Source organism: Bradyrhizobium erythrophlei (assembly GCF_900142985.1).
GTDB classification, from domain to species: Bacteria; Pseudomonadota; Alphaproteobacteria; order Rhizobiales; family Xanthobacteraceae; genus Bradyrhizobium; species Bradyrhizobium erythrophlei_B.
Genome location: NZ_LT670849.1, coordinates 5,491,224 through 5,506,321 on the forward strand (window position 1 = coordinate 5,491,224; position 15,098 = coordinate 5,506,321).

General features: G+C 61.1%; 20 protein-coding genes. 8 read left to right on the plus strand and 12 right to left on the minus strand.

The features are described 5' to 3' along the window. Positions 1 to 39: 39 nt before the first annotated feature. A complete protein-coding gene (locus BUA38_RS26095; protein WP_072822457.1) occupies positions 40 to 741 on the plus strand; it encodes a glutathione S-transferase in 702 nt (233 codons plus the stop codon). Between the two features lie 348 nt (positions 742 to 1,089). Continuing rightward, the gene (locus BUA38_RS37670) at positions 1,090 to 1,278 is read left to right on the plus strand and encodes a hypothetical protein (protein WP_172806095.1); all 189 of its coding nucleotides are present in this window, start codon (positions 1,090 to 1,092) and stop codon (positions 1,276 to 1,278) included. 731 nt (positions 1,279 to 2,009) lie between these two features. Here the strand turns inward: BUA38_RS37670 and BUA38_RS26100 are convergent. Continuing rightward, positions 2,010 to 2,333, minus strand: a complete 324-nt coding sequence (locus BUA38_RS26100) for a GlsB/YeaQ/YmgE family stress response membrane protein (RefSeq protein ID WP_338076290.1) — start codon at positions 2,331 to 2,333, stop codon at positions 2,010 to 2,012. 232 nt (positions 2,334 to 2,565) lie between these two features. Between BUA38_RS26100 and BUA38_RS26105 the strand changes: the two genes are divergently transcribed. Then, entirely contained in the window at positions 2,566 to 2,832 is a 267-nt protein-coding gene (locus tag BUA38_RS26105) for a DUF1488 domain-containing protein (RefSeq protein ID WP_072822459.1), read from the plus strand. 593 nt (positions 2,833 to 3,425) lie between these two features. On the opposite strand, the gene BUA38_RS26110 is transcribed toward BUA38_RS26105, so the two are convergent. The 5 genes from BUA38_RS26110 to BUA38_RS26130 form a co-directional block, all read right to left on the minus strand. Next, positions 3,426 to 4,565, minus strand: coding sequence for a purine-nucleoside phosphorylase (locus tag BUA38_RS26110; RefSeq protein ID WP_156898730.1), 1,140 nt, complete (start codon positions 4,563 to 4,565; stop codon positions 3,426 to 3,428). Positions 4,566 to 4,920: 355 nt separating this feature from the next. Beyond that, positions 4,921 to 5,280, minus strand: coding sequence for a GFA family protein (locus tag BUA38_RS26115; RefSeq protein ID WP_072826445.1), 360 nt, complete (start codon positions 5,278 to 5,280; stop codon positions 4,921 to 4,923). 5 nt (positions 5,281 to 5,285) lie between these two features. Continuing rightward, complete coding sequence (locus tag BUA38_RS26120) at positions 5,286 to 5,960, minus strand: methyltransferase family protein (RefSeq protein WP_072822463.1); 675 nt, start codon at positions 5,958 to 5,960, stop codon at positions 5,286 to 5,288. 119 nt (positions 5,961 to 6,079) lie between these two features. Continuing rightward, positions 6,080 to 6,301, minus strand: a complete 222-nt coding sequence (locus tag BUA38_RS26125; protein ID WP_072822465.1) for a hypothetical protein — start codon at positions 6,299 to 6,301, stop codon at positions 6,080 to 6,082. A gap of 138 nt (positions 6,302 to 6,439) precedes the next feature. Next, the gene (locus BUA38_RS26130; protein WP_072822467.1) at positions 6,440 to 6,919 is read right to left on the minus strand and encodes a hypothetical protein; all 480 of its coding nucleotides are present in this window, start codon (positions 6,917 to 6,919) and stop codon (positions 6,440 to 6,442) included. Positions 6,920 to 7,217: 298 nt separating this feature from the next. Here BUA38_RS26130 and BUA38_RS26135 point away from each other — a divergent pair, with 298 nt between their 5' ends. Continuing rightward, positions 7,218 to 8,873, plus strand: coding sequence for a fumarate hydratase (locus BUA38_RS26135; protein ID WP_072822469.1), 1,656 nt, complete (start codon positions 7,218 to 7,220; stop codon positions 8,871 to 8,873). Here BUA38_RS26135 and BUA38_RS26140 read toward each other — a convergent pair. Further along, entirely contained in the window at positions 8,851 to 10,248 is a 1,398-nt protein-coding gene (locus BUA38_RS26140) for an MFS transporter (protein ID WP_072822471.1), read from the minus strand. The two genes, BUA38_RS26135 and BUA38_RS26140, sit on opposite strands and share 23 nt — an antisense overlap. A gap of 172 nt (positions 10,249 to 10,420) precedes the next feature. Between BUA38_RS26140 and BUA38_RS26145 the strand changes: the two genes are divergently transcribed. Further along, complete coding sequence (locus BUA38_RS26145; RefSeq protein ID WP_072822473.1) at positions 10,421 to 11,449, plus strand: amidohydrolase family protein; 1,029 nt, start codon at positions 10,421 to 10,423, stop codon at positions 11,447 to 11,449. 14 nt (positions 11,450 to 11,463) lie between these two features. On the opposite strand, the gene BUA38_RS26150 is transcribed toward BUA38_RS26145, so the two are convergent. Beyond that, the gene (locus BUA38_RS26150) at positions 11,464 to 11,769 is read right to left on the minus strand and encodes a hypothetical protein (protein ID WP_156898731.1); all 306 of its coding nucleotides are present in this window, start codon (positions 11,767 to 11,769) and stop codon (positions 11,464 to 11,466) included. Positions 11,770 to 11,904: 135 nt separating this feature from the next. On the opposite strand from BUA38_RS26150, the gene BUA38_RS26155 reads away from it, so the two are divergent. Beyond that, the gene (locus BUA38_RS26155) at positions 11,905 to 12,348 is read left to right on the plus strand and encodes a MaoC family dehydratase (protein WP_072822477.1); all 444 of its coding nucleotides are present in this window, start codon (positions 11,905 to 11,907) and stop codon (positions 12,346 to 12,348) included. A 46-nt stretch (positions 12,349 to 12,394) separates the two neighbouring features. Here the strand turns inward: BUA38_RS26155 and BUA38_RS38645 are convergent, their stop codons facing one another. From BUA38_RS38645 to BUA38_RS38260, 3 genes are read right to left on the minus strand one after another with little or no spacing between them, the layout of a single operon-like run. After that, positions 12,395 to 12,763 (minus strand): SDR family NAD(P)-dependent oxidoreductase, encoded by a 369-nt coding sequence (locus BUA38_RS38645; RefSeq protein ID WP_338076366.1) that lies wholly within the window; start codon positions 12,761 to 12,763, stop codon positions 12,395 to 12,397. A 17-nt stretch (positions 12,764 to 12,780) separates the two neighbouring features. Continuing rightward, positions 12,781 to 13,119 (minus strand): SDR family NAD(P)-dependent oxidoreductase, encoded by a 339-nt coding sequence (locus BUA38_RS38650; RefSeq protein ID WP_197685876.1) that lies wholly within the window; start codon positions 13,117 to 13,119, stop codon positions 12,781 to 12,783. Then, positions 13,112 to 13,342, minus strand: a complete 231-nt coding sequence (locus BUA38_RS38260) for a hypothetical protein (protein WP_244553053.1) — start codon at positions 13,340 to 13,342, stop codon at positions 13,112 to 13,114. The genes BUA38_RS38650 and BUA38_RS38260 overlap by 8 nt, the downstream gene beginning before the upstream one ends. A gap of 208 nt (positions 13,343 to 13,550) precedes the next feature. On the opposite strand from BUA38_RS38260, the gene BUA38_RS26170 reads away from it, so the two are divergent. Next, positions 13,551 to 14,222, plus strand: a complete 672-nt coding sequence (locus BUA38_RS26170) for a TetR/AcrR family transcriptional regulator (RefSeq protein WP_072822479.1) — start codon at positions 13,551 to 13,553, stop codon at positions 14,220 to 14,222. An 80-nt stretch (positions 14,223 to 14,302) separates the two neighbouring features. Continuing rightward, positions 14,303 to 14,584, plus strand: a complete 282-nt coding sequence (locus BUA38_RS26175) for a hypothetical protein (protein WP_072826446.1) — start codon at positions 14,303 to 14,305, stop codon at positions 14,582 to 14,584. Positions 14,585 to 14,606: 22 nt separating this feature from the next. Here BUA38_RS26175 and BUA38_RS26180 read toward each other — a convergent pair whose 3' ends face one another. Beyond that, positions 14,607 to 14,987: a nuclear transport factor 2 family protein gene (locus BUA38_RS26180; protein ID WP_072822481.1), complete on the minus strand. Its 381-nt coding sequence runs from the start codon at positions 14,985 to 14,987 to the stop codon at positions 14,607 to 14,609. Positions 14,988 to 15,098: the final 111 nt, after the last annotated feature.

Below are 15,098 nucleotides of genomic sequence, written 5' to 3' on the forward strand. Positions count from 1 at the left end.
TCGTTAACGACTCGCTAAGACAAACAGAAAGGCACGGTGATGCGGTATGATTTGTACTACTGGCCATCCATCCAGGGCCGCGGCGAATATGTCCGCCTGGCGCTGGAGGAAGCCGGCGCCGCCTACGTCGACGTGGCGCGCGAACGCGGCACGGCTGCGATGATGCGGATGATGGAGGAGGGGGCGACACCGCCATTCGCCCCGCCGTTCCTGAAAGCCGGCAAGCTCGTGATCGGGCAGACCGCCAGTATCCTGTTCTATCTTGGGCCACGCCATGGTCTGGCGCCAAAGACCGAGGCGGGCCGGCTGTGGGTGCATCAGCTTCAACTGACGGTGACGGATTTCGTGCTTGAGGTTCACGACACCCATCATCCGCTCGGCCCCTCGCTCTATTACGAGAACCAGAAGGTGGAGGCGAAAAAGCGCACCAGGGAATTCTGGAGCGAACGCGTGCCGAAATTTCTCGGCTATTTCGAGGGGCTCAAGGAAAAGAGCGGCGGCGCCTATGTGACCGGCCGCAAGCTCGCCTATATCGATCTGTCGCTGTTTCAAATCGTCGAGGGGCTGCGTTACGCTTTTCCGAAGCGGATGAAGGCCTTCGAGAAGGAAATTCCAGAACTTTGCGAACTCCATGATCGGATCGCCGCGCGGCCGAAGATCGCGGCCTATCTTGCGAGCGAGCGGCGGATTGCCTTCAACGAAGATGGCATCTTCCGCCGCTACAAGGAGCTGGATGACTGATCTTGGCTGCACTGACGGGGCGGTCGAATATCAGGAACAGCTCGTTTCCCACGACAGCGCCTGATTTTGAAAGTGAGCGATTTTGAACAGACGATCGCAGTGCGCATATGCTGTTTTGCTAATCACCGGAGGATTGCGTTATCCGGACCTAAGCCAACGCCATCGGGCATTATTGTGCTTGGTGGCGTTGTGCTTCCGCGGGAATCCTAATTGGTTCATTTTTCGAACGTGAGCAGAATTGAACAGCGTTGCGGTGGCGGCGGTTCCATCGGTGAGCCGATATGGACCTTTGATCGATCACGCGCGTTGAAGCCATGAGACCGGGGCGTCGAACGCGGAGCTTTGGTTATGAGCGTTATTCCACTTCACCTGCAAAGAAAGTTTGAGCAGCGCTCGGCCGCCAGATTTCTCGCGGCGGCCGCATCGGCCGTACCCAAAGGCAGTCAGCCGAGAGGTGCCCTCAACACCTTGCCGCGCCCCGTAAAAGCAAAGGAAAAACCCGCTGAGTTGAGCAAGCGGGCCCGAGAAGGCCTGTGAGTCAATGCGGAGTTTTGAAATGAAGCAAATACTCGGACTGAGTCTCGCTCTCCTGCTTTTTGGAAGCGGTATATGGGCGAATCTCGGCGGCGGCTCACTCTCCCAAAACAAAGGCGCGTGGGTGTCTTACGCCTTCCGATAGCGATTCCACTGTCTATCAGCCCTTTTGGATCAGCTTCGCTCATCGCAGGCGTGACCATGGCGGTCATCGCGGCAGTATGTCGACCCGGCGCTACAACCCGCTGGTCAATATTGCTCGTGTCCAGATTTTGAAATGATGCCCGCGCCAGTTGCTATCCTGCCTTCCCGGAACATTCGGCGTTGCAACGGATTGGCCCAGAGTTGCACATTTATAGGAGCACGCGATGATCAAGTACGCAGTAGCATTAGTGGCCGTGGTGAGCGTTTGCAGCGCAATTCCTGTTCGAGCGGAAGAAGTCGGAATCGGTGTAGGTCCTCGCGGCGTGACCGTGGGCGAGAGTCGTGGTGACCGTGATCGCGATCGTGACCACTTTCGGGATCGGGACCACCGAGGTCGCGACGAAACAGTGATTATCCGGAAGGACCGCGACCACGATCGAGACCGCGACCGTCGTCCGGTTGTTATCGACCGCGATTAATCAATGAATGCGAAACAGAAGCGGCCTTCCTTTGGGAGGCCGCTTCTGTTTGTCGTCGCAAAAAAGCCTTCGGCATCATCGGACCGGCCTGGTTGCACCCGGCCATCAACTTCACCACCAGCGTCTCCGCCCTGCGCCGCCCCAGCTTCCTCCCCATCGGCTCCTTCCTTGAAGCAGCCTGATGAGCATGAGAAGCAACACTGCGCCAATCGCGGCTGCAACGATTTCCGAGACGATGCCCGAACCGAGGTGGATCCCAAGTTGCGGAAATATCCAGCTCGCAATGAAGGCCCCTGCGATTCCCACGACGAGATCGCCGACCAGGCCCAGCCCTGTACCCTGGACGATCTGGCCCGCGAGCCAGCCAGCAGCGATGCCGACAACCAATATGACGAGAAGAGTTTCGCCTGATATGTTCATGTTTTGCGTCCTCATGATCGGACAACCCGGCGGCGGCGCCACCGCATGGGTCGATGGTAGGCCCTGAGCCCGGCGGAGGCTGTGCAAAATTGCTCAGAGGTTACTGGTTTGTGCGGCGTACCGTTCACTGGTACGTGTGCCGCTCATTCGTAAGTATCGATGGCTCTATGGAAGGCCTGTGCAATTTTGCTCAGCGCGGGCCGGCTGCGCCGGATAGGCTCTCATATCGGCCCCGCGAAGGACATTGATGACCCTGCAATTTCCGAATCACAGTCGAAGCTATGACCGGACCCGCCGGGCCGTACGTTTTTGGGGATATGACACCTCGATTGAATATTCGTTCTTTGTCACCGTCGACGCTCTTGAGCGGGTAGAACCGCATCTCACGCGTGACGAAGAAGGCTTTCTCGGTGCGTTCGATGCGCATCGGGATCTGATTTTTCAGACGGCCGCCAAGGTGCATTCGCGAGATCGAAAGAGCCGCTACGATTTGGTCGGCGCCGACTTCGGATAACCTTAAGGTGGAGTGGATTTGACATTCGCTACGCGCCCCGCCGCGAGTCCGTCAAGCTGAGGCGGCTGGCGCAAGGATCGAAAGGTTTTTTGAGCTTTTAACCGCGGTTATCTGGTTGCGACCGGGATTCTCGCCTCTTCCTCAGCTAGCAACCTCAAGAGCAATTGCCGTCGGGCGTCGTCCTTGGCCAGAGTGAGCTGCCGTCTGAGGATTTTCAGATTTTCGCGGTGCGTAAAGTCTTCCATGGCGTCCTCGCTTCAGGGGTCACTCGCTCAGGTTGGTGAATTCCGGCCGTGGCGAGCGAACCAGATCGATGCATGTACGGGATTGTATGCGATGCACGCCTACAAATCAGGCGGGAGCGTTACGGCACTCTCAGGCACCCGGATGGATACACATGGATATGGGATCAAATGTTCGAATAACGAGCCCCAGCGTACAAATAAGATATGACGCGGCGCGCCCGCGGCGGACGAAGATGCGTACTGCTGTTTCGCCGTGGCGCGATGATGGTGTCTACGCGCCTGCGTTACTCCCATCGGCGGGCGATCGACCTGCCGGCGAGATCGACCGCCGCAATCGGTCCGAAAGTACTACTTCGGGACGCCGTGCTTCCACTTGTCCCAGCGGGCAACGACGTCCTTGATGAACAGCGCGGACGCGACCCATAGATTGCTGATGGCAGGCACGAAACCGCCGGAGCCACCTTCGGGACCACACCCGCACAGCGAGTGCCAGGCCGACTCGCCGGGGTAGGGGCGGTCAAAGTTCGATGCGGTCCGCAGCACCGCAACGCGGTTGAGATCCACCAGTCCCGAGATCGCCCCGCGGGTCAGCGCCATGTACGTGGCGTTGTCCTCCTGTTGCGTGGTGCAATAGGTGCCCTTGCCGGCGGTCCACAGCGCGGTCCATGCCGTGGCCCGTTCGCCGAGCTGGATGCCGTGAAACCAGGTATCGCCAGCCATCGTGTCGCACTGAATGACGGTTGGCGGGGCCTTGGCCTTCGCCTCGGCATAGTGGCCTCGATAGGCTTGGGCCGTCGCGTTGTCGTTGACCGTGAGATCCACCTTGCTGGTCAGCGAGAGGATCTTCTGCAGCAAGGTCTCGTTCAACTGATACATCTCGCTGTGATATGGGGTCGGGATAGTGGGCAACGAGTTCCAGGGCTGTGTGGTCGTATCGGTCGGAAAGATCGCGAGATATCCATAGGGCCATGCCGGGGTGGTCGGATCGGCCTGGGTTCCTGGAATCTCGCGCGCGTCGATCTCCCATGAGATGCCGTAGTCGATGAGATAGCGCGCCCAGGCCGCCGAGCCCGTTGTCCCCTGGTGAGGATCGATCCCCGCGATGCCTGCGATCAGAAAGTATGTGCGGCGCAGGTCGAACTTGTTGCTGAGGATCAACGCCATGGTCGATGCGGCCACGTTGGCGTGACCCTCGCCGGCGACCATCTGGCACACATCGTCGGAGTTGCACATGACGTTGGGATAATCGGGCGAAAGGCCTCGAACCGGTATCGCTTCATTCAGTCCGAGATTCGCCGTGAAGGCCGATGCCTCGGAGCCCGGGAAGGGCGTGCCCCCGAACATATTGATGATCATGATCTTCACGGGTCGCCCGTCATCGTCGGCGAAGGCGGGACCGGTGAAGAGGGCGCCGACGAAGATGCCCGCGCCGGCGAGCAGGCATCGGGTTGTCGACAGGGCCGTTTCGATCATCCTGTGGCCATGCATGGAAGGTCCTCCCTCTGGTTACTGGTTGCCGATATTTGCGTGGCGATTGCGACGCCGCTCGCAAAGCATTTTTCATGCCGATGACATCAAGCGAGCGCGCCACGCAGCGGCGGATGCTGCCTGGCGAACAAGACAACGATCAGCGCAAGTAACTCGCGGTCTATGGTGGAAGATTCTCGCCAACCCGTGGCGGCGTGTTGCGCGCCATTTCGAGAATGACAGGCTACGAGGCCTGCGCGAAATCGCACAGCGATGCGCCACGGTCGATGAAGAAGGCGGCAAACTTGCGTCGTCGTCGCATCATGACGTGACGAATTCTTGAAGGCGCTTGCGCTGCCTTTGTTGGCGCGCCGGATTACCGGTTGCGGCCGTCGACCGGCGTCATCTTGAGTTTTGCGAGCTCGATGCCGTCGATGCAGGCGACGTTGAGCGCGACCACGGCGGTGCCGTCGGGCTTGCTGCCGCGCGCGAACACCTCGACGCCGCAATCGTTGCAGGACTGGTGACGGATCGCATGCTTGTTGAAGAGATATTCCGTCAGGTTGTCCTCACCGGCGCGCAACTGAAAGCGCTCGGGCGCGACAAAGGCGAAATGCAGGCCGCGCTTGGTGCAGATCGAGCAATTGCACGCGGTGACCATCGCAAGGTCGGTCGTGCATTCGAAGCGCACCAGGCCGCAATGGCAGCCGCCGGTCAGGGTTTTGTTTGCGGGCATCGTGCTCACCACACTCCAGGCACGAGACGATAGCGCACCCGTGCCGCATAGTCAGCATAGCCGGGCAGTCCCGTCGTCAGCGTATTTTCCTCGATCCCGGTGCGAATGGCGAAGATCACGGCGAAAACCGGCGACATCACGAGGCCCCACCACGATCCCAACAGAAGCGCAATGCCAATGAGGAACAGCACCGCACCGCTATACATCGGATGGCGGACAAAGGCGTAGGGCCCGGATGAAATGACGTGATGGCCACGTTCCGACTGCACCTTCACGACCGCCGCGGCAAACGCGTTTTCGCGGAACACCCACATGATGAAGAAGGAGGAGGCGATCAGCAGCGCGAGCCCCAGCACCTGCAAGGCCAGCGGCATCCCGCCGGGATGGAAGCGCTCGTCGAGCCCCATTGCAATCAGCCAGATCAGGATGGACGCGCCGAAAGCCCAGATGATTTTCTTGTCGGCGGCCGGCTGATCCTTCTGGATCGGCGCGCGCATGCGCTCGGCCAGCAGTTCCGGGCTGCTCTTGGCCAGCCATCCTCCGAACAGGAGGCCGGAGGCCAGCATAAATCCAAGAAAAACCCACGCGCCCGGCCAATGCAGTGTACCGGCGGGGACGAACAACAATACGGCAAAGACGATAAGCCAGACGAAGGTCTGGATCAGCCATTTTGCGATCATGCGGCGTCCTCCCTTTCAGGGGACAGCTAATGATCGCGCGGTGTTTCGGCAAATTTTCGCGCGCCGTAACCGGCGCGTGGAACCCGGCTCAGAGTTTCCTGACGCGCCTTCTAAAAGCCTTAGACGAGCTGGTCGACCCGCGTTCCCTGGCCCGGCGGGAGTGGGGCGGGAGCCGGCGGCAGGGTTTGGGTGGGATCGTTGTTTGAGCTGGTGTCGTTGTTTGAACCGGTGTCGGGCGTCACAACGGCCGCAGCGATCGCAGCGGGCTGCGTGTTGCTGTTCGTGTCGAGATAGTTGTAGGGCGGCGGCGCCGGGGTCGACGAAATGCTGGAAACGCTCATGGGATCTCAAATCCTGCTACACGCGGAATTAGCGCCCACTGTGAGGCCACAAAGCCCAAGGGCTGCTGAACCCAATCGCTAAAATGCAATCTATCTGGCGCGCACCAGCCCTATGGTGAACGCGTTGCTAGTGGCTGCCTATTGGTCCACCGAGCGCGAGATCGCGATCGCGGAGTCGGCCTTGGTGCGCGTGCAGTTCATGTCGAGACGTCGGAAGCGGATCGAGACGTCGTCGCCGCGGAAAATGCCCATCCGCGACAGGCAGCCTGAGACGCCCTTGTTCAACTCGTCCTTGGGCAGCGTGAAGACGATCGCGGCCGCGCCGGCGACGAAGGCGATGAATTCCAGTTTCGGCTTGCGGGTGAATCCCTTGATGTAGAGCTCGTTCGAGTATTTGCGGTTGGCGCAGCCGAGCGACATTTCCTTGGCCATCGGATGCGACAGATAGATCATGTTGGCGGCCGTGATGCCGACCTTCAGCCCGTCGATCTGCCCCTTGAGCTGGTTGGCGATGTCCTCGCAGCGGTCGGCCCGTGCTGGCGAAGCAGCGAAAGTGGACAATACCGCCATCATGGCGGCAAGCAGGATCGGTCGGCGCAAGTGTCGTCGTGATGTCATCGTGGCAGCCCCTTCTTCCCGGCATAGAAGCCTCAAGCCGGAGAAGAGTGCAAGATGGTCTGTCCCCTTCTTCATGCCCGCGCTTGTCGCGGGCATCCACGTCTTTCTTTGACCCTCAACCAAAAGACGTAGATGGCCGGGCATAGCCGTCCAAAGGACGGCGTCGCTTCCGCTCGCCTATGCCCGGCCATGACGGGTACCCGCCGTTCACCTTCAACCTTCACTTTGGCGCAAAAAGGCTTAGAACGGCTTTGACGATTGCCGGTTTAAGCACCGGCCCAACCACGCGAGCCCTCCCATGAACGCCCCTTCCGCCTTTCCCGACCCGCAAAAGCCCGTTCCGCCCTACAAGCACACGCCGCTGTTTCCGTTAGGCGCGGACACCACACCCTACAAGAAGGTCACGGCCGAGGGCGTCCGGGTCGAGAAAGTGCTCGGCAAGGACATGCTGGTGGTCTCGCGCGAGGCGCTGCGGGCGCTGTCGGAGGCAGCCTTCGGCGAGATCAATCACTATCTGCGCCCCGGCCATCTGAAGCAATTGCGCTCGATCCTCGACGACAAGGAAGCGAGCTCCAACGACAAGTTCGTGGCGCTGGACTTTTTGAAGAACGCCAACATCGCCGCCGGCGGCGTCTTGCCGATGTGCCAGGACACCGGCACCGCGATCATCATGGGCAAGAAGGGCTGCAACGTCATAACCGATGGCGAGGACGAGGCGGCGCTTTCGGAAGGCGCGCGCGATGCGTATTTGCGGCGAAACCTGCGCTACTCGCAGGTCGCGCCGCTGTCGATGTATGAGGAAAAGAACACCGCCAACAACATGCCGGCGCAGTGCGAGATCTACGCCGAAGGCGATGACGCCTACAAGTTCATGTTCATGGCCAAGGGCGGCGGTTCGGCCAACAAGAGCTTCCTGTTTCAGGCGACGCCTTCGGTGCTGACCAGAGACCGCCTGCTGGCATTCATGAAAGAAAAGATACTCACGCTGGGCACCGCGGCGTGCCCGCCTTATCACCTGGCGATCGTGATCGGCGGCACTTCGGCCGAACTCTGCATGAAGACGGTGAAGCTCGCATCCGCGCGCTATCTCGACGCGCTGCCCACGCAGGGTTCGCCGGACGGCAATGCCTTCCGCGATCTCGAGATGGAGCAGGAAATTCACAAGATGACGCAGAGCCTCGGAGTGGGTGCGCAGTTCGGCGGCAAGTACTTCTGCCATGATGTGCGCGTCATCCGCATGCCGCGTCATGGCGCCTCGTTGCCGATCGGGCTTGGCGTGTCGTGCTCGGCCGACCGCCAGGTGCTCGGCAAGATCACCAAGGACGGCGTGTATCTGGAGGAACTCGAGCACAACCCGGCGCAATATCTGCCGCAGGTCGAGCAGGCGCTCGGCGGCGAGGTGGTCAAGATCGACCTCGGCAAGCCGATGAAGGAAATTTTGGCGACGCTGTCGCAATACCCGGTCAAGACGCGGCTGTCGCTCAGCGGCACCATGATCGTGGCGCGCGACTCCGCGCACGCGAAATTGCGTGAGCGCCTGGAGAGGGGCGAGCCGCTGCCGGATTACTTCAAGAACCATCCGATCTATTACGCCGGTCCCGCCAAGACGCCGGAAGGCTATGCCTCCGGTGCGTTCGGGCCGACCACGGCGGGGCGGATGGATTCCTTTGTCGATCAGTTCCAGGCCGCCGGCGGCTCGATGGTGATGCTGGCCAAGGGCAACCGCGCGGTCGCGGTGCGCGAGGCCTGCAAGAAGCACGGCGGCTTCTATCTCGGCTCGATCGGTGGGGCTGCGGCAAACCTCGCCGAGCACTGCATCAAGAAGGTCGAGGTCGTCGAATATCCCGAGCTCGGCATGGAAGCGATCTGGCGCATCGAGGTCGTGGATTTCCCGGCCTTCATCATCATCGACGACAAAGGCAACGACTTCTTCAAGGAATTGAACCTGGGGTGAGGGGAACGGCTCCTGTCGCGGGCTCTGTCGATTCCTGCTCTCGTGCCAAGCGGCTCAAGGCGTATGCGGCGAGGCTCGCGCACAGCGCCGGCACTGCGGCTGCGACGAACACCGATTGACTGCTCATTTGCGCCGCCAGCATCATCCCGCCGACCAGCGGCCCGATGATCGATCCGACCCGGCCAATGCCGAGCGCCCAGCCGACGCCGGTCGAACGGATCGCCGTCGGATAGAGTGTCGCCGACAGCGCGTTGGACCCGCCCTGTCCGCCCACGACGCAGAAGCCGGCGCAGAAGATTGCGATGGTCGTAAGCGCGATCGAATGACCGGAAAAGCCGATCGCCGCCACCGCGACGGCTGCGACGCCATAGGTGAGCGCGAGCGCGCGGAACGAGAAACGATCGATAAACTTTCCGAGCGCGAAGGTCCCGACGATGCCGCCGACCTGCAACATCGATCCGATGATCGCGGCTACTGATACGGAAGCGCCGAGTTCGTTCAGCACGGTAGGAAGCCAGTTCGACAGCAGATGCAGGTCGAGCAGGCTCATGAAGAACAAGGCCCACAAGAACAGGGACGCCCATGCGCGACCGCCACCGAACAGATGCACGACCGGAATTCCGGGCAGCTTGATCTCTTGCACCACGAAGCGGGTGCCCGTGGGATGGCGAACGGATGGGGCGATCCGTGCCAGCAGCGCGGCGACGCCGTCGCTTGCCCGCCCGCTCAGCGCGAGAAAGCGGACGGACTCAGGGAGCCACACCGCCAGAAACAGAACAAGCAGCAGCGGCATCACGCCGCCGACGACGAAGACCGCGCGCCAGCCGAAGGCGGGGATCAAGGCGGCCGCGAGCAACCCGCCGGTTGCCGCGCCAACGACAAACCCGCAGAACATCGTCATCACCATGGTGGCTCTGCGGCGATGCGGGCTGAATTCCGATGTGAGAGCGACTGCGTTCGGCATCGCGCCGCCGAGACCAAGGCCGGTGAGGAACCGAATCGTCATGAGGCCTGGAACGTCGCTGGCGAAGATTGTCGCGAGCGTGCCGACGCCGAAGGCGGCGGTGCAAAGAATGATGATCCGTCTTCGTCCGATGCGGTCGGCGATGGGTCCGAACACCAGCGCCCCGATCATCAGTCCAAACAGGCCTGCGCCGAACACCGGCCCAAGCGCGCCGCGCGCCAGTTTCCAATCCTGCGCCACCGCCGGCGCGACGTAGCCGATCGCCTGGGTGTCGAACCCGTCGATAAAGAGCACGGCGGCGCAGGTGAGTAGCATCTGGATCTGGAAACGACCGACCGGCTGGCCGTCGATGAAGCTGGCGATGTCGATCGCGTCACGCGCGTCCGGCGTGGTGGCTGGATTCTCGGCCATCTTGTCCCCCCGGACGCTTTTATTTTTGTCAGGTTATGTCTGTGACTTAAAATCCAAAATCTTGTATTTGAGATTTAGGCCACTTTTCCGCACCCCGCAATCGCGGTCTGGCGGCAGTGGCGGGTGCGGCGCTCAGCCTTCACCGAAACAAGAACAACCGGAGGAACCGCCGATGATGAGGATTGACGCCTACACCCATTTCATTCCGAAACGTTTCTTCGACAAGATGATGGACGTCGCCGGCGACTACAGGGACATCGGCAAGCGCGTTCGTTCAATGAGGGCGCTCCACGACCTTGATTACCGCAAGAACATTATCGACGGTCACAAGGACTACGCGCAGATACTTTCCTACCCGCAGCCCACGATCGAGAGCTTCGCGAAGAGCCCGGCGCAGATCGACGAACTCATCCGGTTGATCAACGACGGATTCGCCGAGTTGTGCGCGAAGGAAAGCGATCATTTTCCCGGCTGGGTCGCGCAGATATGTCTCGATGCCGCCGACGCTGGTGTCGCTGAGGCCGAACGCGCCATCAAACAGCTCGGCGCGCTCGGCGTACAGATCTACACCAACGTCGCCGGCAAGCCGATCGATCTGCCGCAATACCGGCCGTTCTGGAAGAAGATGGAAGAGCTCGGCAAACCCATCTGGATTCACCCCGCGCGCGGCGCCAACATGCCTGACTATCTGTCCGAGAAGAAATCGCTCTACGAGATCTGGTGGACGTTCGGCTGGTCCTACGAGACCGCAGTCGCCATGTCGCGCCTGGTGTTTTCCAAGATTCTTGACGAGCATCCCGATCTCAAGATCATCACCCACCATTTCGGCGGTATCGTTCCGATGCTCGAGGGGCGTATCGGTCCGGGCTGGGATGTGCTCGGCGAGCGCACGTCGGATGAGGACTACGTTTCGCTGCGCAAGAGCCTCAAGAAACGCCCGCTCGATTATTTCAAGCAGAATTTCTACACGGACACTGCCGTGTTCGGCGGCGTTGCGGCCACGAAATGCGGCCTCGAATTCTATCCGCGTAACAAGGTCCTGTTCGCCTCCGACTGTCCGTTCGATCCCGAGGGGGGATCGATGTATCCGCGCGTGACGCTGGACATCTTTGAATCGCTGGACCTTTCGAAGACCGATCGCGAGATGATCTACTACAAGAATCTCGAAGCGATCACCGGTCGCAAACTGGTCAAGTCGTAGAGCGTGCCACTCGACTAGTCGCCGGAGGAGCCCGAAATGACCCGATCAGGATCTTCCTCGATCGGAGGTGGCCACCTTCCACACTCGAAGCTTCGGGCTATGCCGCCTGGACAGGCTCCGTTAGCCGCGCCTGGACGTGCGGCAGTGGTCCAGGTCCGATCGGAACGGCGGTATTCGCTGAAACCGCGATTCAAAGGCATCGTCCTGTGCTTGCTGATATGATGGCTGTGGTGTGCCGCGGCTTCGACCGGCGTGATCGTGGCGGCCACCACCAGCGTGCAGACGACGAGCGTCAAAAGCCGGGTCGGGGTTTTTCTCATGCGTTCGTCCCATTTGCGCAACGACATCGGGTCGCTCAGTTGTGATACACCGTGTCGCAACACACATTCCTGTTGCGGCCGATATAAATTTCTTTTTAGTCTCGGAACCCGAGGCAGGTGGCGGGCGAATAGATCATGATCGAATGGTTTGACGATCTGAAGATCGGCATGCGCTTCAAAAGCGAGACCAAGACGGTCTCGAAAGAAGAGATCCTGCGCTTTGCCAGCGAATACGATCCGCAGCCGTTTCACCTTGATGATGAGGCGGCCAAGCACACCATTCTGGGAGGACTTGCTGCCTCCGGCTGGCACACCGCCGCGATCTCGATGCGGCTCGCGATCACCGCAAAGCCCTTCGGCCCGCATCCGCTGTTTGGCGCCGGGGTGGATGAGTTGCGCTGGATGCTGCCGGTGCGGCCGGGCGACACGCTGCACCTCGAAGGCGAAGTGGTGGAATTGACCCCGTCGAAGTCGAAGCGGATCGGCGTCGCCCGCGTCAAATGGACCGCCTACAACCAGAACGGCGAGGCGGTCTACACCTTCAATCCGATCGCGATCGTGCCGCGCCGGCCGGCGTGAGTGAGCGATGAACGCGCTCGCTCGGCTCGGCTGAAGCGCGTGCTCCCTAGACCATGACGGCTCCCCCGGCGACATCCAGAATCGTTCCCGTGATCCACGCCGTGCGGTTGGAGGCGAGGTAAAGGGCAGCCTCGGCAACGTCGTCGGGATCGCCAAGACGAGACAGCGGATGTTGCTCGGCCATCGCAAGCTGCTGGGCGCGGGGTATGCGTGTGCGGTTGCGTTCCGTAAGGATCGTTTCAGGTGCGATACAATTCGCGCGTATGCCGAACGGTCCGACCTGCATGGCGAGCGCCTGGGTCAAAAGACTTAAGGCTGCCTTCGCTGCGGCATAAGGCATCGGCGATCCCGGGTGAGGGCGACGGCCGGCGGCGGATGAGATGGTGATGATCGCACCATGCCGGCGCGCTTTCATTCCCGGCACGACGCTCTTCAGTGTGAGAAACGTGGCCGTGAGATTTCCATCGACCGACGCGTATCCTCGAGCGCGGCCGGCGGGGTAAAGCTGCCTCCGGCGTTGGCCACCAGGATGTCGATCGGGCCAAGTTCGCGTTCCACATGAGCACGAACCGCTTCAATGGCGGCGAAGTCCGTAACGTCGCCCGTCGTCACAATGGCTTGCCCGCCGGCCTCCTTGATTGCGTTCGCGACGTCAGCGAGCGCCCTTTCGGCGACCAGGGCGCCAGCGGCAGAAAACCGCTTTGCGATGGCGGCGCCGATACCGCGAGAACTTCCGGTGACAAGCGCGACCCGACCCCGCAATTCAGACATAGCGTGCAACCGCCATGCAGATTACAGTGATCGCAAGCAGGCCGGCGGCGAAACGCTGGGCGATCGCGATTTTCTGCTGCGCCGAGTTTTCGTCGAGCCTTGCGCGGCGCACGGCCGCCAATGTTCGAAAGCCGACCACGACCTGGAGAATAACTGCGATCAGCGCAGCGACGATCCCGATCATCAACACCTGCTCGAAAGCCCCGAAGTTTCCGCCGTGCATTCCCGAGATAGGCTCCGGTCAGAATCGCAACCGCTGCGGCCCCGGCCTGGGGCGCCACAAGGCGTGCGCCACCGAGCCCCGCGAGGCGCGCCATCGTGAATGTAGAGCCTGCCCAGAATACGGAGGACAGCACATGCACAGCGAGCGTGATTGCGATAAGCCAAGCCAAGGATTTCTTCTCCGTTAAATTAAGTTTACAGTATGTAAAATGAAAAAGTCAAACCAAAAGCGTGGCTATCGGAGTGCGGTCCGCGAGGAAGCCGCATCGGAAAATCGGGCCCGTGTCCTGGCGGCGGCCATCGAGCTGCTTGGCGGGCCAGACATCTCTGCGACCAGCATGGATGCCATTGCGAAGTCCGCGGGCGTGACGCGGCTGACGGTCTATAACCAGTTCGGCTCGCGCGGTGCCTTGCTGGAGGAAGTGTTTGACGAGCTGGCGCGGAGAGGCGGCCTGGTGCGAATCCCGGAAGCGATGACCATGTCCGACACGCACGCGGCGCTGGCGCGGTTGATCGAGATTTTCTGCGACTTCTGGCAATCGGATCCGGCAGTCGATCGATTGAATCGGACGGCCTCGATGGACGAGGAGTTCGCCGCAGCGCTTGCAGCGCGGCATGAAAGAAGGCGCCTGGCGCTTTCGGCTTTGGTGCAGCGGCTGGAGAACGCCGGCCAGTTGACACCGGAAAATTCGCTGGCGCTGACCGATACACTCTTTGCGCTCACGTCGCCGGAGCTTTATCGGCTGCTGTCCTCCGGCCGAAGGAAGACGTCAGCGACATCTGCGCTGGTCAAGAGGCTTTGCAACGCGGCGGTGGGTGAGTTCCTGTCTCAACCTGCGCCTCAGGCGTCGGCGGCACCCTCGGGGAAGCCGGACCGGTAACAGCCCGCCACATTTGCCGGGTTGCGCCGCTGTCCCTCCATGCAATGATATCCGGGCATGCGAATCAGGAACCCGCAAACATGAGTGCAGACAGCGACAGTCGGATCGCGTGGCATAGGGTTCAACTGAAGAAGAACCGCGAGGCGCTGAAAGCGCTGGAAACCTCGCGCTTCACCACGGGCGAGATCGCCGGACGCCGGCGAGGATCGCAATCCATCGACGACCTCAAGGCCAAGATCGCGGAGTCGGAGCGCTGCATCGCGGTGCATGACCGGGGAAGCCGGCGGCCGATGGCGACCGATTTTGGCAGCCTCAGGGGCACGAACTGGAGCGCCTGGAATACGCGCGGCAACGATCGCTGACCTGGCGACCGCTGATGCCGCCTTAACTCGCCCGCTCCACGAGATGCGCGCGAGAGGGCGCAGGGTCGAACGGGTCGGCGAAATACTGCGTCTCGTGAGCGACCCGTCCGTCGCGAAATTCCATGATGCTCACCGTGTAGGATGGCTTGCCGTCATAGCTGAGCACGAATTCGGTGATCCAGAGATCCCCGCCGCCGAGGATTCGCCGGACCGTGAACCGCTTCTGGTTGGGTTGGGCAATCCGGCTCTGTTCGATGTTGCGCCGGCCGCGGATCAACTCGCCCGATTGGGGATAGCTAAGGACGGCGTCTTCCCGGTAGATCTCGTGTTCGGCATCGAAATCGTTGGCGTCTGACGCCGCCCAATGGCGCTCCAGCGCCGAGCGAATGGTTCGATCATCCATCTCGATCTCCCACTACTAGTGGAATGTTAGAACCGGATCACTAGTAAACCGGAGGCACTTAACGCCTTGCCATATGTCAATTGCAAGATCTCAGCCCCCGATGACGGGCCG

Excerpts from the sequence above, each read along its gene's own strand:
- BUA38_RS26095 (WP_072822457.1), top strand. The coding sequence starts at position 40 with ATGCGGTATGATTTGTACTACTGGCCATCCATCCAGGGCCGCGGCGAA.
- BUA38_RS37670 (WP_172806095.1), top strand. The coding sequence starts at position 1,090 with ATGAGCGTTATTCCACTTCACCTGCAAAGAAAGTTTGAGCAGCGCTCG.
- BUA38_RS26100 (WP_338076290.1), bottom strand. The coding sequence starts at position 2,333 with ATGAGGACGCAAAACATGAACATATCAGGCGAAACTCTTCTCGTCATA.
- BUA38_RS26105 (WP_072822459.1), top strand. The coding sequence starts at position 2,566 with ATGACCCTGCAATTTCCGAATCACAGTCGAAGCTATGACCGGACCCGC.
- BUA38_RS26110 (WP_156898730.1), bottom strand. The coding sequence starts at position 4,565 with ATGCATGGCCACAGGATGATCGAAACGGCCCTGTCGACAACCCGATGC.
- BUA38_RS26115 (WP_072826445.1), bottom strand. The coding sequence starts at position 5,280 with ATGCCCGCAAACAAAACCCTGACCGGCGGCTGCCATTGCGGCCTGGTG.
- BUA38_RS26120 (WP_072822463.1), bottom strand. The coding sequence starts at position 5,960 with ATGATCGCAAAATGGCTGATCCAGACCTTCGTCTGGCTTATCGTCTTT.
- BUA38_RS26125 (WP_072822465.1), bottom strand. The coding sequence starts at position 6,301 with ATGAGCGTTTCCAGCATTTCGTCGACCCCGGCGCCGCCGCCCTACAAC.
- BUA38_RS26130 (WP_072822467.1), bottom strand. The coding sequence starts at position 6,919 with ATGACATCACGACGACACTTGCGCCGACCGATCCTGCTTGCCGCCATG.
- BUA38_RS26135 (WP_072822469.1), top strand. The coding sequence starts at position 7,218 with ATGAACGCCCCTTCCGCCTTTCCCGACCCGCAAAAGCCCGTTCCGCCC.
- BUA38_RS26140 (WP_072822471.1), bottom strand. The coding sequence starts at position 10,248 with ATGGCCGAGAATCCAGCCACCACGCCGGACGCGCGTGACGCGATCGAC.
- BUA38_RS26145 (WP_072822473.1), top strand. The coding sequence starts at position 10,421 with ATGATGAGGATTGACGCCTACACCCATTTCATTCCGAAACGTTTCTTC.
- BUA38_RS26150 (WP_156898731.1), bottom strand. The coding sequence starts at position 11,769 with ATGAGAAAAACCCCGACCCGGCTTTTGACGCTCGTCGTCTGCACGCTG.
- BUA38_RS26155 (WP_072822477.1), top strand. The coding sequence starts at position 11,905 with ATGATCGAATGGTTTGACGATCTGAAGATCGGCATGCGCTTCAAAAGC.
- BUA38_RS38645 (WP_338076366.1), bottom strand. The coding sequence starts at position 12,763 with ATGAAAGCGCGCCGGCATGGTGCGATCATCACCATCTCATCCGCCGCC.
- BUA38_RS38650 (WP_197685876.1), bottom strand. The coding sequence starts at position 13,119 with ATGTCTGAATTGCGGGGTCGGGTCGCGCTTGTCACCGGAAGTTCTCGC.
- BUA38_RS38260 (WP_244553053.1), bottom strand. The coding sequence starts at position 13,342 with ATGCACGGCGGAAACTTCGGGGCTTTCGAGCAGGTGTTGATGATCGGG.
- BUA38_RS26170 (WP_072822479.1), top strand. The coding sequence starts at position 13,551 with ATGAAAAAGTCAAACCAAAAGCGTGGCTATCGGAGTGCGGTCCGCGAG.
- BUA38_RS26175 (WP_072826446.1), top strand. The coding sequence starts at position 14,303 with ATGAGTGCAGACAGCGACAGTCGGATCGCGTGGCATAGGGTTCAACTG.
- BUA38_RS26180 (WP_072822481.1), bottom strand. The coding sequence starts at position 14,987 with ATGGATGATCGAACCATTCGCTCGGCGCTGGAGCGCCATTGGGCGGCG.